The 25,970-nt window shown below is 63.3% G+C and carries 22 protein-coding genes; 12 read left to right on the plus strand and 10 right to left on the minus strand.

Features of this window, described 5'->3' with window-relative positions; all coding sequences use genetic code 11:
• The first annotated feature begins 63 nt into the window (after nucleotides 1–63).
• The 4 genes from minC to PQQ52_RS29115 all read left to right on the plus strand — a co-directional run bounded on the left by minC (nucleotide 64) and on the right by PQQ52_RS29115 (nucleotide 2,782).
• Nucleotides 64–924 carry a septum site-determining protein MinC gene (gene minC / locus PQQ52_RS29100; RefSeq protein WP_408219214.1) on the plus strand — a complete coding sequence of 287 codons (861 nt, stop codon included), beginning with the start codon at nucleotides 64–66 and terminating at the stop codon, nucleotides 922–924.
• 104 nt (nucleotides 925–1,028) lie between these two features.
• Nucleotides 1,029–1,844, plus strand: a complete 816-nt coding sequence (gene minD, locus PQQ52_RS29105) for a septum site-determining protein MinD (RefSeq protein WP_063495093.1) — start codon at nucleotides 1,029–1,031, stop codon at nucleotides 1,842–1,844.
• Between the two features lie 14 nt (nucleotides 1,845–1,858).
• Complete coding sequence (gene minE / locus PQQ52_RS29110) at nucleotides 1,859–2,122, plus strand: cell division topological specificity factor MinE (RefSeq protein WP_028196771.1); 264 nt, start codon at nucleotides 1,859–1,861, stop codon at nucleotides 2,120–2,122.
• Nucleotides 2,123–2,470: 348 nt separating this feature from the next.
• Complete coding sequence (locus tag PQQ52_RS29115) at nucleotides 2,471–2,782, plus strand: hypothetical protein (RefSeq protein WP_408219218.1); 312 nt, start codon at nucleotides 2,471–2,473, stop codon at nucleotides 2,780–2,782.
• 233 nt (nucleotides 2,783–3,015) lie between these two features.
• On the opposite strand, the gene PQQ52_RS29120 is transcribed toward PQQ52_RS29115, so the two are convergent.
• Nucleotides 3,016–4,431 carry a chloride channel protein gene (locus PQQ52_RS29120; RefSeq protein ID WP_408219221.1) on the minus strand — a complete coding sequence of 472 codons (1,416 nt, stop codon included), beginning with the start codon at nucleotides 4,429–4,431 and terminating at the stop codon, nucleotides 3,016–3,018.
• A gap of 212 nt (nucleotides 4,432–4,643) precedes the next feature.
• Between PQQ52_RS29120 and waaC the strand changes: the two genes are divergently transcribed.
• Both waaC and PQQ52_RS29130 read left to right on the plus strand, forming a co-directional pair.
• Nucleotides 4,644–5,648 (plus strand): lipopolysaccharide heptosyltransferase I, encoded by a 1,005-nt coding sequence (gene waaC / locus PQQ52_RS29125; protein WP_408219224.1) that lies wholly within the window; start codon nucleotides 4,644–4,646, stop codon nucleotides 5,646–5,648.
• A gap of 729 nt (nucleotides 5,649–6,377) precedes the next feature.
• Nucleotides 6,378–6,512, plus strand: coding sequence for a hypothetical protein (locus PQQ52_RS29130; protein WP_256390474.1), 135 nt, complete (start codon nucleotides 6,378–6,380; stop codon nucleotides 6,510–6,512).
• Nucleotides 6,513–6,670: 158 nt separating this feature from the next.
• On the opposite strand, the gene PQQ52_RS29135 is transcribed toward PQQ52_RS29130, so the two are convergent.
• The 5 genes from PQQ52_RS29135 to PQQ52_RS29155 form a co-directional block, all read right to left on the minus strand.
• Nucleotides 6,671–6,850, minus strand: a complete 180-nt coding sequence (locus PQQ52_RS29135) for a hypothetical protein (RefSeq protein ID WP_408219227.1) — start codon at nucleotides 6,848–6,850, stop codon at nucleotides 6,671–6,673.
• A gap of 98 nt (nucleotides 6,851–6,948) precedes the next feature.
• Nucleotides 6,949–8,256 (minus strand): MFS transporter, encoded by a 1,308-nt coding sequence (locus PQQ52_RS29140; protein WP_408219230.1) that lies wholly within the window; start codon nucleotides 8,254–8,256, stop codon nucleotides 6,949–6,951.
• Nucleotides 8,257–8,616: 360 nt separating this feature from the next.
• On the minus strand, nucleotides 8,617–9,168 hold the full coding sequence (tolA, locus tag PQQ52_RS29145) for a cell envelope integrity protein TolA (protein ID WP_408219332.1): 552 nt from the start codon (nucleotides 9,166–9,168) through the stop codon (nucleotides 8,617–8,619).
• 410 nt (nucleotides 9,169–9,578) lie between these two features.
• Entirely contained in the window at nucleotides 9,579–10,985 is a 1,407-nt protein-coding gene (gene argH, locus PQQ52_RS29150) for an argininosuccinate lyase (RefSeq protein WP_408219233.1), read from the minus strand.
• Nucleotides 10,986–11,084: 99 nt separating this feature from the next.
• Entirely contained in the window at nucleotides 11,085–11,897 is an 813-nt protein-coding gene (locus PQQ52_RS29155; RefSeq protein ID WP_408219236.1) for a helix-turn-helix transcriptional regulator, read from the minus strand.
• 182 nt (nucleotides 11,898–12,079) lie between these two features.
• On the opposite strand from PQQ52_RS29155, the gene PQQ52_RS29160 reads away from it, so the two are divergent.
• Both PQQ52_RS29160 and PQQ52_RS29165 read left to right on the plus strand, forming a co-directional pair.
• Nucleotides 12,080–12,832: a class I SAM-dependent methyltransferase gene (locus PQQ52_RS29160; protein WP_408219239.1), complete on the plus strand. Its 753-nt coding sequence runs from the start codon at nucleotides 12,080–12,082 to the stop codon at nucleotides 12,830–12,832.
• 133 nt (nucleotides 12,833–12,965) lie between these two features.
• Complete coding sequence (locus PQQ52_RS29165; RefSeq protein WP_408219242.1) at nucleotides 12,966–13,334, plus strand: hypothetical protein; 369 nt, start codon at nucleotides 12,966–12,968, stop codon at nucleotides 13,332–13,334.
• Nucleotides 13,335–13,419: 85 nt separating this feature from the next.
• Here the strand turns inward: PQQ52_RS29165 and ppc are convergent, their stop codons facing one another.
• On the minus strand, nucleotides 13,420–16,644 hold the full coding sequence (gene ppc / locus PQQ52_RS29170; protein ID WP_408219245.1) for a phosphoenolpyruvate carboxylase: 3,225 nt from the start codon (nucleotides 16,642–16,644) through the stop codon (nucleotides 13,420–13,422).
• A 395-nt stretch (nucleotides 16,645–17,039) separates the two neighbouring features.
• Here ppc and hemC point away from each other — a divergent pair, with 395 nt between their 5' ends.
• The 3 genes from hemC to PQQ52_RS29185 are packed head-to-tail and all read left to right on the plus strand — an operon-like array spanning nucleotide 17,040 to nucleotide 21,255.
• The gene (hemC, locus tag PQQ52_RS29175; protein WP_408219248.1) at nucleotides 17,040–18,044 is read left to right on the plus strand and encodes a hydroxymethylbilane synthase; all 1,005 of its coding nucleotides are present in this window, start codon (nucleotides 17,040–17,042) and stop codon (nucleotides 18,042–18,044) included.
• Nucleotides 18,044–20,062 carry a fused uroporphyrinogen-III synthase HemD/membrane protein HemX gene (hemDX, locus tag PQQ52_RS29180; RefSeq protein ID WP_408219251.1) on the plus strand — a complete coding sequence of 673 codons (2,019 nt, stop codon included), beginning with the start codon at nucleotides 18,044–18,046 and terminating at the stop codon, nucleotides 20,060–20,062. Before hemC ends, hemDX begins: the two co-directional genes overlap by 1 nt.
• Before the next feature lie 2 nt (nucleotides 20,063–20,064).
• On the plus strand, nucleotides 20,065–21,255 hold the full coding sequence (locus tag PQQ52_RS29185; RefSeq protein ID WP_408219254.1) for a heme biosynthesis protein HemY: 1,191 nt from the start codon (nucleotides 20,065–20,067) through the stop codon (nucleotides 21,253–21,255).
• Nucleotides 21,256–21,469: 214 nt separating this feature from the next.
• On the opposite strand, the gene PQQ52_RS29190 is transcribed toward PQQ52_RS29185, so the two are convergent.
• From PQQ52_RS29190 to PQQ52_RS29200, 3 genes are all read right to left on the minus strand, one after another.
• Nucleotides 21,470–22,789 (minus strand): MFS transporter, encoded by a 1,320-nt coding sequence (locus PQQ52_RS29190; RefSeq protein WP_408219257.1) that lies wholly within the window; start codon nucleotides 22,787–22,789, stop codon nucleotides 21,470–21,472.
• An 84-nt stretch (nucleotides 22,790–22,873) separates the two neighbouring features.
• Entirely contained in the window at nucleotides 22,874–23,632 is a 759-nt protein-coding gene (locus PQQ52_RS29195) for an SDR family oxidoreductase (RefSeq protein ID WP_408219260.1), read from the minus strand.
• Between the two features lie 74 nt (nucleotides 23,633–23,706).
• On the minus strand, nucleotides 23,707–25,146 hold the full coding sequence (locus tag PQQ52_RS29200; RefSeq protein WP_408219262.1) for an aldehyde dehydrogenase family protein: 1,440 nt from the start codon (nucleotides 25,144–25,146) through the stop codon (nucleotides 23,707–23,709).
• A gap of 261 nt (nucleotides 25,147–25,407) precedes the next feature.
• Between PQQ52_RS29200 and ppa the strand changes: the two genes are divergently transcribed.
• The gene (gene ppa, locus PQQ52_RS29205) at nucleotides 25,408–25,935 is read left to right on the plus strand and encodes an inorganic diphosphatase (protein WP_325045585.1); all 528 of its coding nucleotides are present in this window, start codon (nucleotides 25,408–25,410) and stop codon (nucleotides 25,933–25,935) included.
• Nucleotides 25,936–25,970: the final 35 nt, after the last annotated feature.

Here is a 25,970-nt window from a genome sequence, read left to right on the forward strand (position 1 = left end):
GGCAAAAAAGCTCGCTGCTCGCCTGGACGCCTGTAAAATACGCAAAATTTTTTGCCGAACGCTATGTCGCCCAAGAAATCGCCCTTTTTCGAACTCCGCAGCGGCTCTGTCGACACGCTCCTGTTTGTGGTCAAGACAACCGACCTCGACGCGATGCGTGCCGAACTGACCCGGCGCTTCGAGGCGACCCCCGAATTTTTCGCTAACGACGTTGTCGCGATCGACGTGCGCCGGCTCGCCGAGAACGAACGCGTGCCGCTCGCCGACATCGCGCAACTGCTCGACAGCGTGCGCATGCGCCCGGTCGGCGTGGTGGCCAATGCACAGCAGGCGTGGGCCGCCGAATCCGCGCTGCCCTTGCTCGAGGCACGCGACCGTCGCGGCGGCGCCGCCAAATCCGCGGACGAAGAGGGCGCCAATGCTGCTGCAGTACCGGTGGCCACCGCCGCGACGGCCACACCTCCAGCCGATCTGTTTGAGGCCGCAGCGCTCAGCCCGGCCGGCACGATCCCGGAAAGCGGCACCCCGGCCACGGCCGCCGCGGTCGAACCCGCACCCGCCGCCGAGCCCGTGCGTCTCGCCACGTCGTCTCAGACCATGGTGGTCGACAAGCCGCTGCGCTCGGGCCAGCGCATCTACGCAAAGGGCGATCTGGTCGTGCTCGGTCTGGTGAGCTACGGCGCGGAAGTGATCGCGGAAGGCAACATCCATATTTATGCGCCGCTGCGCGGCCGGGCTTTGGCCGGCGTGCAGGGCAATCACGACGCGCGCATTTTCTGCACGTGTCTCGAACCGGAACTGATCTCGATCGCGGGTATCTATCGTACGACCGAGAACCCGCTGCCGGCCGACGTGCTCGGCAAGCCGGTACAGATCTGGCTCGAAGAAGAAAAGTTGATGATTGAACCGCTGCGGCTCACCTGATCGACGTGAAGCGCGCGCTGTCCTGAACGGTCACGGCACGCGGCGCTCCACGACAAATATGGCCGCACATAATTGACGAATTTGACGAACACAAGGTAAGGGTAATGGCAAAAATCATTGTGGTGACTTCGGGCAAGGGTGGCGTGGGCAAGACGACCACGAGCGCGAGTTTTGCATCGGCCCTCGCATTGCGTGGCAGCAAAACCGCCGTGATCGACTTCGACGTCGGCCTGCGTAACCTCGACCTCATCATGGGCTGTGAGCGCCGCGTGGTGTACGACCTGATCAACGTGATCCAGGGCGAAGCCAACCTCAACCAGGCGCTGATCAAAGACAAGAAATGCGAGAACCTGTTCATCCTGCCGGCCTCGCAAACGCGTGATAAAGACGCGCTGACCATGGAAGGCGTCGAGAAGGTCATCAACGACCTGATCGCGATGGACTTCGAATTCATCGTCTGCGATTCGCCGGCCGGTATCGAATCGGGCGCGCTGCTCGCCATGCACTTCGCCGACGAGGCGCTGATCGTGACGAATCCGGAAGTCTCGTCGGTGCGCGACTCGGACCGTATCCTCGGCATCCTGTCGTCGAAGACCAAGCGCGCGATCGAAAGCAAGGAGCCGATCAAGGAACACCTGCTGATCACCCGCTATAACCCGAAGCGCGTGAGCGAAGGCGAGATGCTGTCGCTCACCGACATCCAGGAAATCCTGCGCATCGATCTGATCGGGGTGATCCCCGAATCGGAAGCGGTGCTGCATGCGTCGAACCAGGGCTTGCCGGCTGTGCACCTGGACGGTACGGATGTCGCTGAAGCCTATAAAGATGTCGTATCGCGTTTCCTCGGCGAGCAGAAGTCGCTTCGCTTTACCGATTACCAGAAGCCAGGGCTGCTGCAGCGCCTCTTCGGCACCAAGTAAGGGGAGCGCACGTCATGTCGATTCTTTCGTTTTTGCTGGGCGAGAAGAAGAAATCCGCGTCGGTAGCGAAGGAACGCCTGCAGTTGATCATCGCGCACGAGCGCGCCGGCGGCCATGCGCCTGCCGATTACCTGCCTGCGTTGCAACGCGAACTGGTGGCCGTGATTTCAAAGTACGTGAAGATCTCCAACGACGATATTCGCGTGAGCCTCGAGCGTCAGGACGACCTCGAAGTGCTCGAGGTCAAGATCGAAATACCGCAGGCTGGTTCCGCATAACGTGCTGCGCGCTTCGCTTCGTTTCGTCGATGTGGCGTGACGAAGTGGAGCGCGTAGCACGGTCCCCTCGTTGTTTCTTCTGCTGTTCTTCCGGCTGTTCAATTTGACGCGCGGATGCGGGTTTTACGCGCCGTCTGTCCCTTCGTTGCTTCCCTTCTGCTCGAACGCGTTGCTTCGCCGTGTACGGCCGCATACGTGCGCACGTTGCCAGGCCGCCTTGTCGAAATGCGCGGGGAAATAATCCGTTGCACTTCAGCGTGTGCCGTTACACGGCCGCGGTCAGCGCTTTTGGCCCCTCGCGCATTAAACGGATAACGCCGTATTCGGTGTCCAACTACAGAGGGAAACATGAACAAGACCTTTCGCTTACTGATCGTCAACGCTGTTCTGGTCGCTGCTGGCGCGTCCGCTGTGGCATCCGCTTCGGCCGAGGAAGTCGTCGTGATCGCGCCGTCCGCACCGCCGGCCGTGCGTTACGAAGCCGTGCCGGCGCCGCGCGTCGGCTATGTGTGGGATCACGGCCATTGGCGTTGGGACCACGGCCGTTATGTGTGGGTCACGGGTCATTGGCAGGCCGAGCGTGTCGGCTACCACTGGGTGCCGGGCCATTGGGTCGAACACGGTCCGAACTATCGCTGGATCCAGGGCCACTGGGCGTAAGTCGCGAGGCTTCAGCAGTGCGCGGCACGGCGTGGCTGATCCCGCTCGTGCCGCTCCCACCAGCTTGACGACACAGGCGTCACGCGCGTGCCTGGCGCAGCGCGCGCCTGTGTCTCAGAGGAACACATGATGAAAAAGAATCTGCTTCTGATCGCCGTACTGGCGGTCGTGCTGGCCGGCTGCGTGGTTGTGCCGGCGCGGCCGCTTTATCTGCGCGCGCCGGGGGTTGTCGTCTACTGACGCGGAGCGCCGTCTTCAGCGGGCGCGCCGCCGTTGGTCTCGTCGACCGCCGCCGGTTCGGGCGGCTCGACTTCGGGGACTTCCGGCACCGGTGCGGGGGCAGGCTGTGGCAGTGGCGCCATATAGCGCTCCGCCAGCGACTCGTACAGCGGCGGCGCGAAGAAACGAGCCACGCGGCTCGCAACCAACGCGGTGGCCATCAGCGAGATCACCAGTGCATGACCGTCGATCATTTCCATCACGATCACGAACGAGGTAATCGGAGACTGCGTGACGGCGGCCAGATAGCCCACCATCGCGAGGGCGATCAGCATCGGCAATTGCATCGAACCGAACACCATATGCAGCAGATTGCCGAAGCCCGCGCCGATCGACAACGACGGCGCGAAGATGCCGCCCGGAATGCCCGGCAGATACGAGCCGACCATCGAGATCATCTTCAGAAACGGATAGAACACGGACAGGTGCTCGTGCCCGTCGAGCAGTCCGCGCGCTTCGGCATAGCCGCTGCCGAAGGTCGTACCGCCGGAGATGAGGCCGACCACCGCGATCACGAAACCGCACAGCGCGGCGAACACGACCGGCCGCTCGCCATGCAATCGGCGCAGCGGCGCCGGAATCCAGCGTGCGGTGTTCAGCAGCAGCCAGCCGAACACGCCGCCCGCAATACCGGTGACGATCGCCGTGAGCAGAACGGCCACCGCCAGCAGATCGGGGAAGTGCGCGCCGATCTGGATGGTGCCGAAATAGGTGTAGTTGCCGTTCAACCCGAGCGCGATCACGCCGGCGATGATGATTGCCGTAATGAGCACGCCGCTCGCGCGGGCCTCGAAGCTGCGCGTGAGTTCCTCGATCGCGAATACGATCCCCGCCAGCGGCGTATTGAACGCCGCGGACAAGCCCGCTGCCGCGCCCGCGAGCACCAGTTGCCGTTCGATCTGCGCGTTCGAGCGTGGATACAGCCGCCGCAGATTGAACATCAGCGCCGCGCCGACCTGCACGGTCGGTCCCTCACGGCCGATCGTGAAGCCGCCGAGAATCGCCAGAAACGACACAGCGATCTTGCCGAACAGAATCCGGAACGACAGCAGCCGTGCGCCGAATTCGCCGGGTTTGGAATGCAGGGTGGCAATGACTTGCGGAATGCCGCTGCCTTCGGCGCCACGGAAGAATTTGCGCGTGAGCCAGACGGCGAGCGCTGCGACGGCTGGCGTGACGATCAAGGGCGCCCACACGTGCTGTTGCTGCATTGCGCGAAATTCGCCGTAGCCCCAGTCGATCAGCCTTGCATAGAGCACCGCTACCAGGCCGACCGCGACCGCGCCGAGCCAGAACACGCCATATTGCCGCCACAGGCGTCTGGCGCGCCGCACGATACTGGAGGAGAGGGGAAGAAATGCCCGGGACATGACGATGTGCTGGCGCAAAGACTGAATTATAAAGCGTGCCGCATCGGCATAACCGTATGAAAGTATTTTGAAATATAGTAAAAGGTAAATTTGTAAGGCTTGCAATGTAACGCATTGTATTAATGATGCCATGGCGCACTGTCGAGTTCGGCGAAGATTATTCCAATCGTCAGCTAAAATGTGTTGATGTTCGAACAACTAACAGGTCCTCAATGAAGCGAGTCCTTATCGTCAAGGTCACTTCACTCGGCGATATCGTGCAGGCGCTGCCAGTCGTCGCCGACATCAAACGCGCATTTCCCGGCGTGGAAGTGGACTGGGCCGCAGACGAGACATTCGCCGAAGTGGTGCATTGGAGCGAGAGCGTGGACCGCGTGCTTTGCGCGCCGCTGCGCCGCTTCAAGAAAGCGCGCCGCTGGGGCGATTTCAGGGCGATCGCGGCGTCGATCGCCGAATTGCGCGCCTACCGCTACGACTTCATCATTGACATTCACGGCGTGTACAAGAGCGCGATCATCGCCTTTCTGGCACGCTCGTCGAAGCGTATTGGCTACCAATCCCAGGATCTGGGGGAGCGGGGCGCCGCATTTGCCTACACCGGCCGCTTCGGCCCGCGTCCGCAGTGCAATGCATGGCATGGCATGCGCATCAGTGCGGGCGAGGCGCTGGGATACGAGGTCGAAGGCCCGGCCATCTACAATCTGCGCCTGCCTGACCCGGCCGCCGTGCCGTTCGCGGCTAACGGTGCGCCAGTCGCGGCACTGTTTCACGCCACCTCCAAAGACGACAAGAAGTGGCCGCTCTCCCATTGGACGACGGTCGGTCGTGAGTTGGCGGAGCGCGGTTTCCACGTGGTGCTGCCGTGGGGCTCGGAAGGCGAGCGAGTCGAGGCGGAGCAAATCGCGTCGGAGGTGCCGGGTTCGACCGTCCTGCCGAAGCTGAGCGTGACCGAAATCGCGCAGATGATCGACACGTGCGCACTCGTGGTCGGCACCGACACGGGTTTCGTTCATCTGGCGCATGCATTGCAGAAGCGCACGGTGATGATTTTTGTGGCGACCTCGCCGTCGCATTGCGGCATCGAAGCGCCGTTTCGCTCGATTTCGATTGGCGACGGCCATTCAGTGCCGTCTATTGCTGAAGCATTGGGGGCGATCGACTACGTGCACGGCGAGTCGCACGCCGTCGCCACGCAGCACGGATCGGCCGCAGCCTGAGCGCAGCTTCCTCGCGCTTTCGCGCAATCGTTTGGCTAAAAGAAAAGAGGCGCGACGCACAGTACCCAATCAAACGAGCGCTGCCACGGAACGCCTCGAAAAACGCCCGCGTCGGGGAACGACGGGCGAAGAGGAATCGCTGCAATGAACAAACTGACTCAAGAACGGATTGATGCACGGAGCGGCCACACGGAATGGCCGGCTCGGTTCTAAAGAGACCGCCCACGGGCGGTCTAGTTCAAAGGTGTATTCGCCGAGGCATACGGCGCGAATGCGGGCGAATTCGTGTGCCGCTCACCAACGTCCTGTCGCCGCGCTTTATGGCCGCTTTCCACGTCCGGATAAGCGTCGCGCATTACACGTCTGTTAAATCTGTCGCTTTTCGTTGAGTGCCTAATTGGCTACCCGCGCCTTCTTTTGCGTGGCCACTGACTTATTCATGGCGCATCAAAGCGCCTACCCCATACCCATTATTCTTACTTTGACCCGCGCACCCGCCACGGGCAGGGCTTGCATGGAAGCCGCCCGGTTAAACCAGTATAGGTGGTGTTTTCGTCTGACGTGAGTCTGTTGTCGCCATGCCTGGGATGCAGCCGCCTGCGGGGCTCAAACGTGTAACGCCTCAGTGATCTTCCCTTACAAATGGCTACGTTCGCGCGGGCCAGGGTCGTGTTCAATCGAGTCATTCGGGGTTTCGGCTCGAATGAATCTGACTCGAAGGAGAACAATATGAAACGCTTGATCCTGACCCTGATCGCAGGCACGTTGCTCGCAACGGCGCTCGGAGGCTGCATCGTTGCACCGGCGCCAGGCTATTACTACGGCGGCGGTTACTACCATCACGGCGGCTACTATTACCGGTAACGGCCCGCGGCGCGTGTCCGGCCTGGACGTAGCGCCAAATGCTGACGGCTGCCGCTTGCCTGCACAGGCTTGGGCAGCCCGTTCGACCGCTTCGGATTACGCCAGACCGCGTTCCGCCGCTGCGCCCAAGCGGGCGTAGCAGCCTTCTGGTCGACCGCTCAGGCGAGCAGCATTTCGAAAGCGATCACCGCGGCGATGGCAGCCGCGTTCGCGGCCAGCGCTTCCACGACGATGCCTTTCCACGTCGCGGGACGAAAGCGCAAAGCCAGCAGCAGCGAACACAGCAACGCCAGCGCGATGATCATCACGATGTCCGCGTTGTGAAGATGAATGTTCATCAGAGCCTCCCTGCTTGCCATAGGGTTATTTGATTCGAGTATAGGCAAGTCAAAAAGACGCGCAAGGCAGGGAATTTACCAGCGCGCCTTGCGCTCCTTCACATCAAACTTGCGTCGCGTGTTTCACGCATGCACAGCACACCGATCATGCTGACGGCCGCCGCAATCGACACATAAGCGCCCACCCACGGCAGTCCGCCGTGCGCGGCCAGCACCTGCGCGATATACGGCGCGACTGATGCACCGAGAATCCCGCCGAGGTTGTATGACACGCCTGCACCGGTATAGCGCACGTTGGTCGGAAACAGTTCCGGCAGCAGCGCGCCCATCGGGGCAAAAGTCACGCCCATCAGGAACAGTTCGATCACGAGAAACAGCAGCACCAGCGGCGTCTGTCCGCTGCCGAGCAACGGCGCCATCGTGAAGCCCGACAGGATCGCGGCGATGATGCCGACGATCAGCACCGGCTTGCGGCCATAACGGTCGCTCGCCCAGGCCGACAGCGGTGTGGCGAGCGCCATGAACACAACTGCGATGCACAGCATGCCGAGGAAAGTCGGCCGGGGAATATGCAGGACCGACACGCCGTACGACAGCGAAAACGTCGTGGCGTTATAGAACAGTGTGTAGCAGACCACCATCGCCAGTGCGCCGAGGAGGGTCGGTAGCCAGTGCTGCGAGAACAGCGTGGCGATCGGCACCTTGACGCGTTCCTCGCGTTCGATGGCAGCCTTGAACGCCGGCGTCTCGGCGATTTTCAGGCGCACGTACAAGCCGAGCGCGACCAGCACCGCGCTGACGAGGAACGGCACGCGCCAGCCCCAGCTGCGAAATTGTTCGTCGCTCAACGACAGCGCCAAAGCGAAGAACAGACCGTTGGACGCCAGAAAGCCGATCGACGGCCCCAGTTGCGGGAACATGCCGAACCAGCCGCGCTTGCCGGCCGGTGCGTTCTCGGTGGCGAGCAGCGCGGCGCCGCCCCATTCGCCGCCGAGGCCGATCCCCTGGCCGAAGCGCAGCACGCACAGCAGGATCGGCGCGAGGCTGCCGATCGAGTCGTAGCCCGGGACGAAACCGATCAGCGTGGTCGACACCCCCATCACCAGCAGCGAAGCCACCAAGGTCGATTTACGCCCGATCCGGTCGCCAAAGTGACCAAAGATGAACGAGCCAATCGGCCGCGCGACGAACGCGATGCCGAACGTGACGAAAGCCGACAAAGCCTGGGCGGTCGCCGAGCCATGCGGGAAAAATACCGGTCCGATAACGAGCGCCGCGGCGGTCGCATAGACGTAGAAATCGTAGAACTCGATTGCGGTGCCGATGAAGCTTGCGAAGATGATTCGCGCGCTGCTGTTCTGCCCGGCCGCATTGGGCTGGGCCGCGGAAATCGGCGAAGTGGACATGCAGGGTCTCCCTATGTCGTGATGCCGTTGGACGCCGTACTTTTTATGTGCGGGCGGCGCGTGGTCAAGCGGCATCTTTGTTTAGATTCGAGCGCTTCGGCGCGTCTTGCTGGCGGTTGAAGCCATACCCGGCGCGGGCGACGATGCGACAGGATACAACGGCAGGCCGCCCACGCGGATGGAGCGGCGGCGCTGCAATTGGGCTCGCGCCGTGCCAACAGGTGCGCGGGCGGCGTGAGCCGTGCCGGAAAGCTCCGGCGTGGGGATCGGAAAATTATAGCGAGCGCGGCGGCGGCGCAGCAAGGCAGTGTATGACTTGCCTTGCGTCTTGCCCATGAGGGTGCTGTTTCGGCGCCGCGTTCAGTCGATGGTCTGTGCTTGCGGCGAGGCGAACTCGCGCAGCTGGAATTTGCCGTTGTCGTTGAACAGCCAGTCTTCGAACAGCTCGAGCTGGCCACGACCGTTCAGCAGTTTGCCGGGTGGCTGCGGCAGCGGCGAGGCGCGTCGCAAGGTGGCGAGCGCGGTACTTTCGGCTTCGTCGTCGCCGTTGGTGCGATACACCGACGATTGCAGCACCTCGCCATTGCGATCCACCGTGAACGACACCACAACCAGTGAGCGCAGCATTGCTTGCGGCGTGCCGTGCAACACATAGGAGGGGCTGCGTTCGATGATGCGTTTGGCGACCGCGCTGCGGTACTGATCGAGCGCGGCACTGTTGAGGGGCGCCGCTGGCGCGATGATGAGCGGGCGCTGCGGCGGCGTGATCGTGCAGCCTGCCAGGACTGCGAGCGCCAAAACCGAAGCCACCGTCAACGCCGAAATCGCGCCATGTGCATGCAATGGGGATGCGCCAACGCGGGAAGCGAAGTGTCCGATCAAGCGGCGAAGGTGACGCGTGCGGGTGAGCATCGTCGTGGCAAGCATGGGGAAAGGATCTACCTTGATGGTAGTCAAAAACCGCCAGGATGCAATTGTCGTTCACCCGCGCCGAGAGCGATTTGCGTGCTTGTAACAGGCTGAAATATGACCGGATTGGTTCGTGGCCAAAACGAGCCTACACTTTGATGGCCTCTTTCGAGAGGCATCGGTGGAAGTCTTTCATTTAGCCCGCTTCGCGCGGGCTTTCTTTTTTGTGCGCCGCTTCGCGCAATCAATCAATTCGGGCTCAAAAACGAAAAAGGCGAACCCGCCGATGAGTTCGCCTTTGTTTTCGCGTGCCGCCTGGTGCTTGCAGCGATGCCTGCGGTAATGCAAGCCACAGCGCAGTCTCGTGACACGCGTTGCCGGGCCGGACGCGCTAACGCGCGCCTGGCTTTGCCTTACTTCAACGCTGCCCGTGCCGCCTTGACTGCCGCGAGCACCTGCTCAGGCGCCGTGCCGCCCGGGTGATTGCGGCTCGCCACCGAACCTTCGAGCGTCAGATACGAGAACACGTCCTCGCCGATCAGATGTGCGACGTTCGGCAGTTCCTGACGCATTTCTTCCAGCGTCAGGTCGGCCAGATCGCAGCCGCGATCGGCACACACGCGAACCGCCAGCGCCACCGCTTCGTGCGCGTCGCGGAACGGCAGACCGCGCTTGACGAGGTAGTCGGCGAGATCGGTTGCCGTGGAGAAGCCTTGCAGCGCGGCGTCGCGCATGGCTTGCGGCTTCACCGAAATGCCGGCGACCATTTCAGCGAAGATGCGCAGCGTGTCCGCGACGGTATCGACGGTGTCGAACAGCGGCTCCTTGTCTTCCTGGTTGTCCTTGTTGTACGCGAGCGGCTGGCCTTTCATCAAGGTCAGGAGCGCGATCAGATGGCCATTCACGCGGCCCGTCTTGCCACGCGCGAGTTCGGGCACGTCCGGGTTTTTCTTTTGCGGCATGATCGACGAACCGGTGCAGAAACGGTCGGCCAGATCGATGAAGCCGACGCGCGGGCTCATCCACAACACGAGTTCTTCGGAGAAGCGCGACACGTGCGTCATGATCAGTGCGGACGCGGCCGTGAATTCGATCGCGAAATCACGATCGGATACCGCGTCGAGCGAGTTCGCGCAGATGCCGTCGAAGCCCAGCGTCTTCGCCACCGCATGACGGTCGATCGGATAGCTGGTGCCGGCCAGAGCGGCTGCACCAAGCGGCAGACGATTCACGCGCTTGCGGCAATCCACCATACGCTCGGCGTCGCGCGAAAACATTTCAACGTAGGCGAGCAGGTGATGGCCGAAGGTGACCGGCTGTGCCACTTGCAGGTGCGTGAAGCCCGGCATGATGGTTGACGCGTTCTTCTCCGCCATGTCGAGCAGGGCCGTGCGCAGTTCCGTCAGCAACCCGCCGATCCGGTCGATTTCGCCGCGCAGCCACAGACGGATGTCGGTCGCGACCTGGTCGTTACGCGAGCGGCCCGTGTGCAGGCGCTTGCCGGCGTCGCCGATCAGTGCGGTCAGGCGCGCTTCGATGTTCAGGTGGACGTCTTCCAGATCGAGTTGCCACTCGAATTCGCCGCGCTCGATTTCACCCTTGATCTGCGTCATGCCGCGTTGGATCGCGGCGAGGTCGTCGTCGGCGATGATCTTCTGCGCGGCCAGCATCGAGGCGTGCGCGAGCGACCCTTCGATATCGACGAGCGCCAGACGCTTGTCGAAGAAAACTGACGACGTGTAGCGTTTGACGAGCTCCGACATCGGCTCCGAGAAGCGAGCCGACCAGGCTTCGCCTTTTTTGTGCAGTTGGGACGTCATGGTGTTGGGCAGTTGAGCGAGCGGTGAAGAGGCTGACGGCGTTTGCATCAGTGCAGAGGCGCCGCCGAAGCGAAGAAAGACGGTGATTTTAACACTGGGCTATTCCCGCACCAGCACGACCAGCTTCAGATCCTCGCGATGCGCGGGCTTGAAGGTGATCTGGTCGTAGACAATGCGGCCGTCGCGCGGATGATTGAATTCGCGCCGGCCGCCTTCGCGGCCGCCCACGTCCTGCGACGCCCAGAAGCGGGCGAACGCGTCGCTGGCGGTGGTGAGCGAGTCGATCAGCCCACGGGTGGGCGCGTCGTTCAAATGACGGATCGAGTCGGCGCGGAATTCGGCAGCGAGGCGCCGCGCGCGCGTTTCCCAGTCGACGATCAGCTCGCGCGCGGCCGGCTCGGTGAAGGTGTAGCGCAGCAGATTGCGGTCGTGCGCGCCGTCAAGCCAGCCGACGAACAGGTCGGCGGCACGCTCGTTCCAGGCGAGCGCGTTCCACTGCCGGTCGAGCACGTAAGCCGGCGCGTTCACGAGCTGCACGGTTTCGAGCAGGGTGGCGGGCGCGTCGGCGGCGGCCGGATCGGGCTCGGCCGGGTCGCGCTGGGCCGCCAGCTCGAACAGATAGGCCCGCTCGGCGCGCGACAGTTGCAGCGCAACGGCGATTCGCGCCAGCGCCTCGGCGGAGGCGGAGACCGGGCGGCCCTGTTCGATCCACGTGTACCAGGTCGGGCTCACGCCGCACAGCTGCGCGACTTCCTCGCGCCGCAAGCCGGGGGTGCGGCGGCGCGGGCCGGGCGGCAGGCCGAGCGCTTGCGGCGTGAGCCGTTCGCGGTGAGCGCGGATGAAATCGCCGAGCGCGCGGGCAGGTGTGGCGTCGAGCGGCGGCGGGTTGTCGGCGGAGGACGGCGTGGTCATTCTTGTCAGGCAGCGCGTGGAAAGGGGAGGTGGTGTCGGGTGGTGCTATTGATACCAGAATAATTGCTTAACTTGTACTGGTACACGGCGGCCTCTATTGTAACGGCTGGAACGGCGCAACACCGTCCAGACCAACCCGGCCCAAGCCCGGCCCAACCCCACACAGATAACCGGAGCCTTCCATGAAGCATCACGATCAGGTCGCCGACGCCTTCGGCTCGACCGCCGCCGCGTATTTGACGAGTCAGACGCATGCCACCGGCGCCGATCTGCAGACGCTGGCCGAATCGATCGCCGCGACGCCGGATGCCACGGTGCTCGACATGGGCTGCGGCGCGGGTCACGCGAGTTTCGCGGTGGCGCCGCACGCAAAAGAGGTGGTCGCGTACGACATCGCGCCGCAAATGCTGGCGACGGTCGACGGTGCGGCGAAGGATCGCGGCCTGACCAACATCCGCACGCAACAGGGTGCTGCCGAAACGCTGCCGTTCGACGATCATTCGTTCGACTGGATCATCAGCCGGATGAGCGCGCATCACTGGCACGACGTGCCGCTCGCGCTCGCCGAAGTGCGGCGCGTGTTGAAGCCAGGTGGCAAGGTGCTGTTCATCGACATCGCCGGCGCCGATCATCCGCTGCTCGACACGCATATTCAGGCGGTCGAAGTGTTGCGCGACGGCTCGCATATTCGCGATTACCGCGCTGACGAATGGATTGCGTTCTTCGAAGCGGCCGGTTTCAAGGTAGCGATTCGCGAGCGTTGGCGCATCGACATCGAATTCACGTCGTGGGTGGCGCGCATGCGCACGCCGGAGCCGCGCGTGGTGGCGATTCGCTCGCTGTGGAGCAACTCGCCCGACGAAGTCCGTCAGTATTTCGACGTGCAGGAAGACGGCTCGTTCAAGCTCGACGCGCTGATGGTCGAGGCGCAATAAGCCGGCATACGGCGCTGCTGCAGCCGCTGGTGCGGCATGGCGACGCGCCCACCCGAATTTGATGTCGATCTCAAAAGAAGGGCGGGCGTGCCGTGATAATCTCTGGATTGCTAATCAATTCAGAGGTATGTAGATGCAGAGGCTGATTCTTTTTGTGGCGACAACGGTTGCGCTGCCTGGCACTACGTCGGCGCAGGGCGTTCGGTTCAATGACAGCCATAACGCCTATAACGGTTACAACGGCTATTCCTACGACAACACCTTGTCGCGCTCACTGTCCTCCGATCCGGTTCCTGATTCAAGTTCCTCAACCAGCGGGCCGTTCACCGTCATCGCGCCCGGTTCCAATGCGAACATGTCGCGGCAAGCGCGGCGCGACCTCGATTCGCGCGTCCAGTTCGAAAACGCGGAGCGCGACAAGCGGATCCAGGCACGCCGCGAACCTCCGCTCAAATTCAACATTCCTGCGGCAGAAATGCCGAAGCCGATTACGGCTAAGTGATCCGCGCTCGGCTTCGTTTTTCAAGCGATTCTGACAAGGCCGCCTGTCAGGCCGGGCGGTTAAACCACCCGCCTGGCTGACTCGATCAACCCGTATTGCGCAGCCCCGCCGCAATCCCGTTGATGCTCAAATGAATCCCGCGCCGCACGCGCGCGTTGGTATCGCCCGCGCGGTGACGCTTGAGCAATTCAACCTGCAAGTGATTCAACGGATCGAGATACGGGAAGCGGTTCTTGATCGAACGCGCGAGCAGCGGATTCTCCGCGAGCCGTTCGCTCTTGCCGGTAATCTCCGACAACACCTTCGACGTCCGCTCCCATTCCGCGACGATCCGCTCGAACACATGCTTGCGCAGCTTCTTGTCCGACACGAGTTGTGCGTAGCGCGACGCGACCGCGAGGTCGGTCTTCGCCAGCACCATGTCCATGTTGGAGAGCAGGTTCGAGAAGAACGGCCAGGTCTTGTGCATCTTCTTGAGCAGCGCCAGACGGCGGGTGCGCTCGGCATCGCTCGGCGCGCTGTCCAGATGCGCGGCCACCGCGCTGCCGAAACCGTACCAGCCGGTTAGCAGCAAACGGCATTGACCCCATGAGAAGCCCCACGGAATCGCGCGCAGATCTTCGATCTTGCGTTGCTTCGGGTCCTGCAACTTGCGCGAAGCCGGACGGCTGCCGATGTTCAACTCGGCGATCTCCGAGATCGGCGTCGATTCGAAGAAATACTCCTTGAAGCCCGGCGTTTCGTAGACCAGCGCGCGATACGACGCCATCGCCGCGTCGGACAATTGCTGCATCGTCTCTTCGAAGGCGGGCAGTTGCGCGGGCGCAATGCCGTGCGGCAACAACGAGGCTTCAAGCGTCGCGGCCACCACCGTTTCCAGATTGCGCCGGCCGATTTCCGGGTTGCCGAACTTGCTTGCGATCACTTCGCCTTGCTCGGTCAAACGGATCTGGCCGTCGACCGTGCCTGGCGGCTGCGACAGAATCGCCTGATAAGTCGGACCGCCGCCACGGCCAACCGTGCCGCCCCGACCGTGGAACAGGCGCAAGGTCACGCCGCGTTGATTGAACAGCGACACCAGCGCGAGTTCGGCGCGATACAGTTCCCAGTTCGACGTCAGGAAACCGCCGTCCTTGTTGCTGTCCGAATAGCCGAGCATCACTTCCTGCTCGTTGCCCTGATGTTCGATCAGTGCGTCGACGCCCGGTAGCGCGATCAGATCGCGCATGATGTGCGGCGCGTTGCGCAAGTCGGGGATCGTTTCGAACAGCGGGATCACCATCAAGCCCGCTCGCGCCGGATCGTTCGCGTCGCCCAGACGTCCGTGCAGCAGGCCGGTTTCCTTCTGCAGCAACATCACTTCGACCAGATCGCTGACGGTCTCGGTGTGCGAAATGATGTAGTTGCGGACCGCGCGCGTGCCGAACTTTTCGCGCGTGATGCGGGCCTCTTCGAGCACGCCGAGTTCGCTCTTCACGAGATCGGAATACTCCGCATACGGCAGACGCAACGGGCGCGGTTGAGCCAATTCGGCGAGCAGTACCTTGAGCTTGTCTTCTTCGGAGAGCGACGCATAGTCTTCTTCGACGCCCGCGCGTTTCAGCAACTCGGCGATCACCGCTTCGTGAATGTCGGAGCTTTGGCGCAAGTCGATACTCGCCAGATGGAAGCCGAACACTTCGGCGGCGCGCGCGAGCGGCGACAGACGCGGTGTAGCGAGCGGCGCGCCATGATGCTCGGCGAGCGAATCGATCAGCACGTGCAGATCGCGCACGAATTCCGCGGAGTCGCCGTACGGTTTGGCGCGCACCGGCGCCGCGCCGCGGCCCGCACTGCGCACCGGTACGCTGCCTTCGCCGAGACGCACGCGCGCACTGGCGGCGAGCCGCGTGTACATGCCGATCAAGGCGCGGCGATACGGTTCGTCGGTACGGTGCGGCGACTGGTCAGGTGAGGCGGCCGCGAGTTCTTTCAACGCGTCGCTTGCGCCGGCCAGCAGGTTCGACACCGACAACTCGGCGCCCAACTTGTGCACCTGCTCCATATAGTGTTCGAAGATCACCGCGGCCTGGCGGGTGATCGCGTGCTCGAGCGTTTCGGCGGTGACGTTTGGATTGCCGTCGCGGTCACCGCCGATCCAGCTGCCCATCTGCAAGAACGGCGGCAGGCGCGCGGCGAGGCCGTGCTCGGCGAGCGCTTCCTCGATGTCGGCGTAAAGCGCCGGAATTTCTTCGAGGAAGGTCGCGCGGTAATACGACAGCGCATTTTCGATTTCATCGGCCACCGTCAGCCGCGAATCGCGCAGCATCCGCGTTTGCCAGAGCGACGTGACGCTTGCACGCAGCATGGCTTCGTTATGCGCGCGTTCGCGGTTGGTCAACTGCTGATCGCGTTCGGCCAGCAGGCGCGCGACGTCGTGCTGCGCGTCGAGAATACTCTTGCGCTGTACCTCGGTAGGATGCGCGGTCAGCACCGGCACGATCAGCGCTTCGTTGAAGAACTGCTGCAGGACCGGCGTCGCGGCGTTGCCCGCCTCGACGAGGCGTTCGAGCGCGTGCGCCATGGTGCCCGGTTGCGAAGTCGAGCCGGCCAGCGCGTGAATCCGGTGCCGGCGATTGCGGTGGCGGTCTTCAGCGATATTGGCAAGATGCGAGAAGTAGCTGAACGCGCGCACCACGCTAACCGTTTGCTCCGGGCTCAGCGAACGCAGTTTCTTGTCGAGCGTCTGCGCGGCGGCACTGTCGTCCTCACGGCGAAACCGCACGGCGGTCTGGCGGATCGTTTCCACGACATCGAACACCGCGTCGCCTTCCTGTTCGCGCAGTACGTCGCCGAGCAGGCGTCCCAGATAGCGGATGTCCTGGAACAGCGGATGATCCTTGTCCTCACGCGTGCGGCCGCTGCTTTTCGACGCCGGCACGACCGTATTCTGTGAAACGGCTTGCAGTTTGGGCGCTTTGGCGGCTTGCGGCGCGGCTTCGCTCACGACGACCTTGATTTTCGGGGACTTGGCTTTGGCCTGCTTCAGCGCCTTGGCGGTGTTCGCAGCTTGCGTTGCCTTACCTGTCCTGACGGCCTTCACCGCCTTGTCCGCCTTGGCGGGCGACGAGGCTTTGGCGGGCCGGGTGGCTTTGGCGATACTCGCGGCCTGGGTTGCCGTGGCAGTCTTGCCGGCGCGTTTGGCCTGTGTGGACTGGGCAGCCGTTGCAGCGGAAGCGGAAGCGGCGGGTGCCGCGGCGGCGTCAGCCGCTTGAGCGTTGGGCGATGCAGTGTTGCGGCGGGCAGGGCGCGCCGATCCGGAAGACGTCACGATGGGTTTCCTCAGGGAAGCCAGGGTCTGTTGAGTGATGAACTGCTACTGCGGAACTGCACTATGAGCTGCAACGTGAACTGCACGAAACGGTATGCGCCGATGGCAATACGCCGGAGAGGTGGCCGCGCGCATTGTGCGTAAAACGCACGAGGCGCATGGCATGCGTTGAATGCACGCCAGGCACGTTGCGCCGCATTGCATCATCCCGCATGCCGCGCCCCGGTGCGCGAACGACCGTGCTTGAACAGGCTGGGATGGGGCAGGCGCGCGCGCTGCGAGACCCGTCTCCTCCATCGATACCGCGCCGGCACGGCGCTCCGCTGTGCCTTGAGACACGGGGTCGCGTGCTAACATTGATTGTTATTACATCCCGTCATTCGATCAGCAAGCTAATGAACACCGAGACGTTTTCTACGCCACCCCACACGCTTGTGATTGCGTCGCGAGAAAGCCGCCTTGCCATGTGGCAGGCGGAGCATGTGCGATGTGCGCTGCACAAATTATATCCATCTTGTGACGTAAAAATCCTCGGAATGACGACACGTGGCGATCAAATTCTCGATCGCACTTTGTCGAAGGTTGGTGGCAAGGGCCTTTTCGTCAAGGAACTGGAAGCCGCGCTGGCCGACGGCCGCGCTGACCTGGCAGTGCACTCGCTTAAAGACGTGCCGATGGAATTGCCCACGGGCTTTGCGCTGTCCACCATCATGGAACGCGAAGATCCGCGCGACGCGCTGGTGTCTAACGATTACGACTCGCTTGCCGCGCTGCCGGCCGGCGCCGTGGTCGGCACCTCCAGCCTGCGCCGTGAGGCCATGCTGCGCATGCGTTACCCGCACCTCGTGGTGCGGCCGTTGCGCGGCAATCTGGACACGCGCCTGTCGAAACTCGATCGCGGCGACTACGCGGCGATCATTCTGGCGGCTGCCGGTCTGAAGCGCCTGGGTCTCGGCGAGCGCATCCGTGCGCTGCTCGATCCCGAAGACAGCTTGCCCGCAGCCGGTCAGGGCGCGCTCGGCATCGAGATCCGCGCCGATCGCGCGGAACTCGCGGCATGGCTTGCGCCCCTGCATCACGAACATACGGCCGCGGCCGTCGAAGCGGAGCGGATGGTCTCGCGTGCCCTTGGCGGCAGTTGCGAAGTGCCGCTCGCGGCCTATGCGCACTGGCACGACGGCGCGCTGCATCTGCGCGGCATCGTCGCTACGCCCGACGGCCAGCGCGTCTTGAGCGCGCAGGCGTCGGCGCCGGCGCCCACCGTCGAACGTGCTATCGCGCTCGGCCAGGAAGTGGCGAGCGCGCTCGAGCAGCAAGGCGCGATGGAAATCGTCCGCGCGCTGAGCACGGCCAGCGGGCCCGCAACAGGGGCCGCGGACAGCGCGGCGACCGGCGAGTGATGGCGGCCGATATCCCGGGCAACACATCCTCATCCGCCGGCAAGGCGGCGTTCACGGTCGTGATTACGCGACCGGCCGGTCAGTCGAACGAAATGATCGCGCAACTCGCGGCGGCGGGCATTGCCGTGCTCGACTTTCCGTTGATCGACATCGCGCCGGTCGTCGACGAAACACCGTTGCGCGCCGCGCTGGCTTCTCTGGAGCGCTATGCACTGGTGGTGTTCGTCTCGCCCAATGCGGTCGATCACGCGTTTGCCAGGAGCGATGCAATCTGGCCGCACGCCCTGCCGATCGGCGTGGTCGGGCCGGGGAGTGTGCAGGCGCTGGTGCGTCACGGCGTCACGGCGCCGGCATACAACGTCATCAGCCCGCCGTCCGCAGCCGACGACGATACGGCACGTTTCGATTCCGAAGGCCTGTTCGCTGCGATCGATACCGCGCTCGGCGCGAGCGCGCTTGAAGGCAAGCGCGTCCTGATCGTGCGCGGCGACGGCGGCCGCGAATGGCTCGCCGATCGCTTGCGCGAGGCGGGCGCCGAAGTCGAAACGGTTGCGGCCTATCGGCGCCTCGTGCCGGAACCGTCGATCGGCGGCTGGGCACGCGTGCACGCATTGCTCGCTGGCGAGCCGCACGCCTGGCTGCTCACCAGTTCTGAAGGTGTGCGCAATCTGCATGAGCTCGCACAAGAGCATCTGACCGCCGGCGAAATTGCGCAACTGAAGCACGCCAATCTGGTTACGCCGCATCCCCGTATCGCGCAGACCGCGCGGGCATTGGGTTTTGATAGCATTACGGTGTCCGGTGCGGGCGATGATCGGATTGTCCGTGCCTTGCTTGCCGCCGTCCCGACCGTTGTTCAACCGGTACCGTCCAACCCGGCTCATTCACCGGCTAAATCACGCATGACTGAAACGAACGCATCCACGAACGCTTCACCCCAGCCGGCCGCAACCAGCGCGTTGCCGCCGAATCCACCCTTCACGCCCTACGAAGCGCAAAAGCGCCGCAGCGCGAGCGGACCGCTGCTGTGGTTTGTCGTCGTGATCATCGCTTGTGCGGCGGGTGTGGGCGGCTATGCGCTCAATCGAAAGGTGGAGCGCACCGAGCAGCAGCTCGTGCAACGCCAGCAGGCGAACGACGCGCAGACCAGCGAACTGCGCGTCAAGACCGATCAGGCGCTGGCCACGGTGCATCAGTCCGACTCGCAGGTCGCGCAACTCGAAGGCAAGCTGGCTGACGCGCAAACCGCGCAGCAAGCGCTGCAGCAGCAATACACGGATCTCGCCCGCAATCGCGACGACTGGACGATGGCTGAAGTCGGCCAGATGCTGTCGGCCGCGAGCCAGCAGTTGCAGCTCACCGGCAATACGCAACTCGCGCTGTTTGCGTTGCAAAGCGCGGACACGCGTCTCGCCGCCTCGGACAGCCCGCAGGCCGTGACCGTGCGCAAGGCGATCGCGCAAGACATCGACAAGCTGAAGGCCGCGCCTTCCACGGACCTGACCGGTATGGCGATCAAGCTCGATAACGCGATCGACCAGATCGACAGCCTGCCGCTCTCCGGCGAAGCACCGATTGCCCATGCCACGCCGAAGGCCGCCAGCTGGGCCGACACGGCCAAGGTGGCCGCGGCCACCGGCGAGCCGCGCTGGAAAGTGTGGTGGCGCGAAGTCACGACCGGCATCGGCCAGCAGTTGACGAGCCTCGTGCAGGTACGCCGTATCGACAACGCCGACGCCATGCTCGTCACGCCCGATCAGGGCTACTTCGTGCGCGAGAATCTGAAGCTGCGTTTGCTGTCGGCGCGGCTCGCGCTGCTCTCGCGCAACCAGACCACGCTGAAGTCCGACCTGCAGGCGGCGCAGGCCGCGCTCACGCGCTACTTCGACAACACGTCAAAGAAAACGCAGACCGTGGTCGATCTGGTCAAGCAGGTGGATGCGGGCTCGGCCGCGGTTGAACTGCCGAATCTGAACACCAGCCTGCAGGCTGTCAATCAATACCGGAGCCGAGGTTAATCATGGCAATCCGGGGACTTCTATGGCTCGCGTTGCTGTTCGCCATCGCGGTGGTGCTGGCGGTGGTCGGACGCTTCGACATGGGGCAGGTGCTGCTGATCTATCCGCCGTACCGCGTCGACATCTCGCTGAATCTGTTCGTGGTCGGGCTGGTGGTGCTGTTCATCCTGCTGTACGCGCTGCTGCGCATCGTGCGCAATATCTGGCGCATGCCGCAGCGCGTGGCGGCCTATCGTGCGCGCTCGCGTGTCGCGAAGGCACACGCTGCATTGCGTGACGCGATCGGCAATCTGTACGCCGGGCGTTTCTCGCGCGCCGAAAAAGCCGCGAAAGATTCGCTCACGAATGGCGACAACAAGGGCGCGGCCGGTTTGATCGCGGCCACCGCGGCGCACCGCATGCATGAATATGCGCGGCGCGACGAATGGCTCGCCCAGATCGACGAAGCCGACTGGCAGGACGCACGTCTGATGGCCACCGCCGACATGCGTGCCGATGGCCGCGACGCGGACGGCGCACTCGCCGCGCTGACTGAAATGCAGTCGCAGGGCGCACGGCGGATTCACGCGCAGCAGATCACGTTGCGCGCGCAACAGCAATTGAAGAACTGGGGTGAAGTGCTCAAGCTCGTCAAGACGCTGGAAAAACGCGAAGCGATCCATCCGGCGGTAGCGGTGCGCTTGCGTCAGCTCGCAGCGGAAAACCTCCTGCGCGACCGGCGTCATAACGCTGATGCACTGCTGGAGTTGTGGAATTCGCTATCGGCCACCGAGCGTCATTCGCCGCGTCTCGCCGATCTTGCGGCCGAACTGCTGGTGTCGTTGAACCGTCCGCAGGAAGCACGCAAGATCGTCGAAGAAGCGCTGGCGCAGAACTGGGACGCGCGGCTGTTGCGCCGTTATCCGGACACGGCCGGGGGCGACGCGTTGCCGTTGATCCAGAAGGCCGAAGGGTGGCAGAAGGATCGCCCGGAAGACGCGGATTTGATGTTCGCCCTGGGTCGCTTGTGCCTGCATCAGCAATTGTGGGGCAAGGCGCAATCGTTCCTCGAGCGTGCGCTGAAACTGGCCGACAACGAGACATTGAAGATTCGCTCGCATCGCGCGTTGGCGCGTTTGCATGAACAGATCGGCGATGCCGATAAGGCGAGCCAGCATTATCGTGAAAGCGCGTTGGCGATGAATATCGTGTGACGCCTTGATCGCTGCGGCGCTTGTTTGATTGCGCGCTGCGGTAGATGGAAAAAGCCCCCGGCATGAGTTAGATGCCGGGGGCTTTTTCATTGGCGATGTGATGCGTGGTGCGCATTACTTGAAACGTGAACCGGGGCTCGCGCCCCGCGACTCATGATTCGTGACGAGCGGCGTTTGACGGCGCCTCCTGCCTTACGTCACGAAGCGAATCCCCTCATTTGTTGACCATTTTCGCGGGCACACTGATCGCCAGCAGACCCCCAAGGATCATGAACGCCGCCAGCATATACATGCCGGAGTCGTTCGCGGCAGTCGCCTGCTTCAGCCAGCCGACTGCATACGGGCTGAGAAAGCCCGCGAGATTGCCGATCGAGTTGATCATCGCGATGCCGGCTGCCGCGCCTGTGCCGGCCAGGATCGCCGTCGGCAGGCTCCAGAACAGCGGCAGGGTGGTGAGGATGCCCATGGTCGCGAGCGTGAGCGAGGCCATCGCCAGCACCGTGTTGTGCGCCCACACCACGGAGAGCACGAGGCCAACCGCCCCTGCGAATGCCGGCAACGCGATATGCCAGCGCCGCTCGCGAAGGCGGTCCGCACTGCGCGACACAAACACCATCGCGACCACCGCTGCCGCAAACGGAATCGCGGACAGCAAGCCGATCATGAACGAATCTGTCACGCCGGTCGCCTTGATGATGGTCGGCAGCCAGAAGCTCACGCCATACAGGCCCATCACGAACGAGAAGTACGTGAGGCTCAGCATCAGCACGCGGCCGCTCGTGAGCACCTGACGAATCGGCATGTCGTGCTTGGTGGCTTCTTCGGCCGATACCTGACGTTCGAGCAATTCCTTCTCTTCGCTGGTGAGCCATTTCGCCTTCGAGACGCGGTCGTCGAGCATCAGGAACACCATGATCCCGACAATCACCGAGGGAATCCCCTCGAGCAGAAACAGCCACTGCCAGCCATGCCAGCCGTTCATGCCGTTGAAGCTCTTCAGGATATAGCCCGACATCGGGCCGCCGATCACGCCGGACAATGCGATGGCCGTCATGAACCAGGTGGTCATGCGGCCACGACGGTGCGACGGATACCAGTACGTGAGATACAGGATGATGCCGGGAAAGAAGCCCGCTTCGGCGAGACCGAGCAGGAAGCGCATGACGTAGAACATGGCCGGCGTGGTGACGAACATGGTCAGCATCGAGATCACGCCCCACGACACCATGATCCGCGCGATCCACACGCGCGCGCCCACTTTATGCAGGATCACATTGCTCGGAATTTCGAAGATGAAATAGCCGACGAAGAAAATCCCCGCGCCAAAGCCGTAGACCGCGTCGCTCAGGCCGAGGTCGGTGGTCATTTGCAGCTTGGCGAAGCCGACGTTGACGCGGTCGAGATACGCGACCACATAGCAGAGCATCAGGAGCGGCGCGAGCCGCCAGGTCACCTTGCGATAGGTCGCCTCCTCGAACGTGGAAGGTGGCGCCCCCGCGCCGGGATGGTGGAGCGGATTTGCGGGACTAGCCATGGTGTCTCCTTTTTTCTTGTGGAAATGAAGTACCTGCTTCGATCGCGATTCTAGCCGTGCCGGATGGTTTGGCTTGCATGGCGTTTACACGCAGCGCCCGCCGTCCACTTCGAGACATACACCGGTGATGAACTCGGCCTCGTCCGAGGCGAGATACAGCGCCGCGTTGGCGATATCCTGCGGCGTGGAAAAACGCCCGAGCGGAATGCCGGCGAGAAAGCGCTTGCGGTTCTCCGGCGTGTCTTCGACACCCATGAATTCCGACAGCAGCCCTGTCTCGCCCATCACGGGGTTCACGCAGTTGACCCGAATGCGGTCCGGGCCCAGTTCGACGGCGAGCGACTTGCTGGCGATGATTACCGCGCCCTTGCTGCCGTTGTACCAGATGAGGCCCGGCCGCGGCCGGACGCCGGCTGTCGACGCGATATTGATGAAAACGCCGCCGCCTTGCTGGCGGAAATACGGCACGAATTCCTGCACGCTCCAGTAGATGCTTTTGACGTTCACCGCATAGACACGGTCGAACTCGGCTTCTGTCACGTCGAGCACCGGTTTGTTGCGATGCGTCGTACCAGCGTTGTTGACGACGATCTGTACGCTGCCGAAGTCTTCGAGCGCGGCCTCGCGCAGTCTCTGCCAGTCTTCACGTTGCATGACGTTGCCGGTCACCGCGATCGCCTTGCCGCCGGCGAGCGCGATTTCACTCGCCACGCGTTCGGCCGCTGGGCCGTTCAGATCGTTGATCACCACATTCGCGCCTTCGCGTGCGTAGGTCTTCGCGATGCCCTCGCCGAAACCCGAGCCGCCACCCGTGACGATGGCCGTTTTACCTGTCAACCGCATGATGTCTCCATTGTTTGTTGTGGATGGTGATGCGCTTGCATCTGTTTGTTTCCGTTTGCTGCGAATGCGAGTGCCTAACCGTGACGGATCGCGATGGTCTTCAATACCGTGAAGCCGTACAGCGCTTCGAAACCCTTCTCGCGTCCATGGCCCGAGTGCTTTACGCCGCCAAACGGCAACTCGACGCCGCCGCCCGCGCCGTAGTTGTTGATGAACACCTGGCCGGAGCGCAGACGCCGCGCGAGGCGCATCTGACGGGCACCGTCGCGCGTCCAGATACCCGCGACCAAGCCGTACTGCGTGCCGTTGGCGAGCGCAAGCGCTTCGTCTTCGCCGGTGAACGACATGGCGGCGAGGACCGGGCCGAACACTTCGTCGCGCGCGAGGCGGTGGTTTGCCGGTACGTCGCGCAGCAGGGTGGGCGCCTGATAAAAACCGCTCTCCGGCGCTTCGGGAATCACTTCGCCGTGCGCTGCCATCGCAATACCGTCGTGCTGCGCATCGGAGAGGAAGTCCCACACGCGTTGTTGCTGCTTGGCGTTGATCAGCGGACCGCAGTCGAGATCGGCATGCGACGGGCCGACCCGCAGCGCGTGGAACGCGCCGCTCAGCCGGTCGAGCAGCGGCTCGTAAATTGCCTTGTCGATCAGCACGCGGCTGCCCGCCGAGCAGGTTTGCCCGGCGTTCTGCACGATCGCCGACACCAGCACGGGCAAGGCCGCGTCGAGATCCGCGTCGGCGAAAACGATTTGCGGCGATTTGCCGCCCAGTTCGAGCGTGACCGGCACGTGGTTCTCGGCGGCCATCTGCGTCACGAGCTTGCCGGTTTCCGGCGAGCCGGTGAATGAGATGTGATCGATGCCGGGATGACGCGCGAGTGCCGCGCCCGCTTCGTGCCCAAATCCGGTGACGATATTCAATGCGCCGGCCGGCAAACCCGCCTCGGCCGCCAGTTCGGCGACGCGCAGCACCGAGAGGCACGCGTCTTCCGCCGGCTTGACGACGCACGCATTGCCGGTGGCAAGCGCCGCGCCGACGCTGCGGCCGAAGATCTGCATCGGGTAGTTCCACGGCACGATATGACCGGTCACGCCGTGCGGCTCACGGATCGTCAGCACCGTGTAGCCGGCCTGATAGGGCAGCGTTTCGCCGTGCAGCTTGTCCGCCGCACCGGCGTAAAACTCGAAGTAGCGGGCCAGCGCCGCCGAATCGGCGCGCGCCTGTTTGAGCGGCTTGCCGGTGTCGCGGGCTTCGATCTGGGCGAGTTCTTCCTGGTGGGCGGCCACCAGCATCGACAGCCGGTACAGCACGCGGCCGCGTTCGGCGGCGCTTGCTTCACCCCATGCGCCTTCGAAGGCGCGGCGGGCGGCGTGAACGGCGTCGTCGATATCCGCTGCGGTGCCGCGAGCAAGCCGGGTGAACGGCTGGCCGTCGGAGGGATCGAGCACGGCGATCGTCTCGCCGCCTGATGCAGCGGACCATTCGCCGCCGATGAAATGCCGGGCTTCTTCCATGCATGCTCCTTGGGGTGTCGCGCAACCGACGTCCAGGCCGAAGTTCAGATACGCGGTGTTCACAAACGAGAGGCACAATCGAGAGACGCCGGATGATTATCGCGCCGATCCAACCAGAGGCGCCATCGGCCGATTGGCTATAATGGCGTATTCCGCACTGTCCGGCCGCGGCACCTCGTCCTGGCGCATTTCACGATTCACGCCGGTCGAACTCACGCGCCGCACGCCGTGTTCCGAATTCCATCTGATCAGAGAGCGCTCATGAGCTTCAATCACGTCCCCGCAGGCAAAGACCTTCCGCAAGATTTCAACGTCATCATCGAAATCCCGGCGCAAAGCGATCCGGTGAAGTACGAAGCTGACAAGGAAACGGGCCTGCTGCACGTCGACCGTTTCATCGGCACCGGCATGCGCTATCCGGCGAATTACGGCTATATTCCGCAAACGCTGTCGGGTGACGGCGACCCGGTCGACGTCCTGGTGATCACGCCGTTCCCGCTGCTGGCCGGCTCGGTGGTCCGCGCACGCGCACTCGGCATGCTGCAAATGACCGACGAATCGGGCGTGGACGCAAAGCTGGTCGCCGTCGCGCACGACAAGGTCTGCCCGATGACCGCCGATCTCAAGTCGATCGACGACGTTCCGGCGTACCTGAAGGACCAGATCAAGCACTTCTTCGAGCAATACAAGGCGCTGGAAAAGGGCAAGTGGGTGAAGGTCGAAGGCTGGGCGGGCATCGAAGCCGCGCACAAGGAAATCACGGAAGGCGTGGCGAACTTCAAGAAGTAAGCTGCGTTGCACCGGTGATCGATAAAAACCGCGCG

It is taken from the genome of Paraburkholderia sediminicola, from assembly GCF_046030555.1.
Classification (GTDB): domain Bacteria; phylum Pseudomonadota; class Gammaproteobacteria; order Burkholderiales; family Burkholderiaceae; genus Paraburkholderia; species Paraburkholderia sediminicola_E.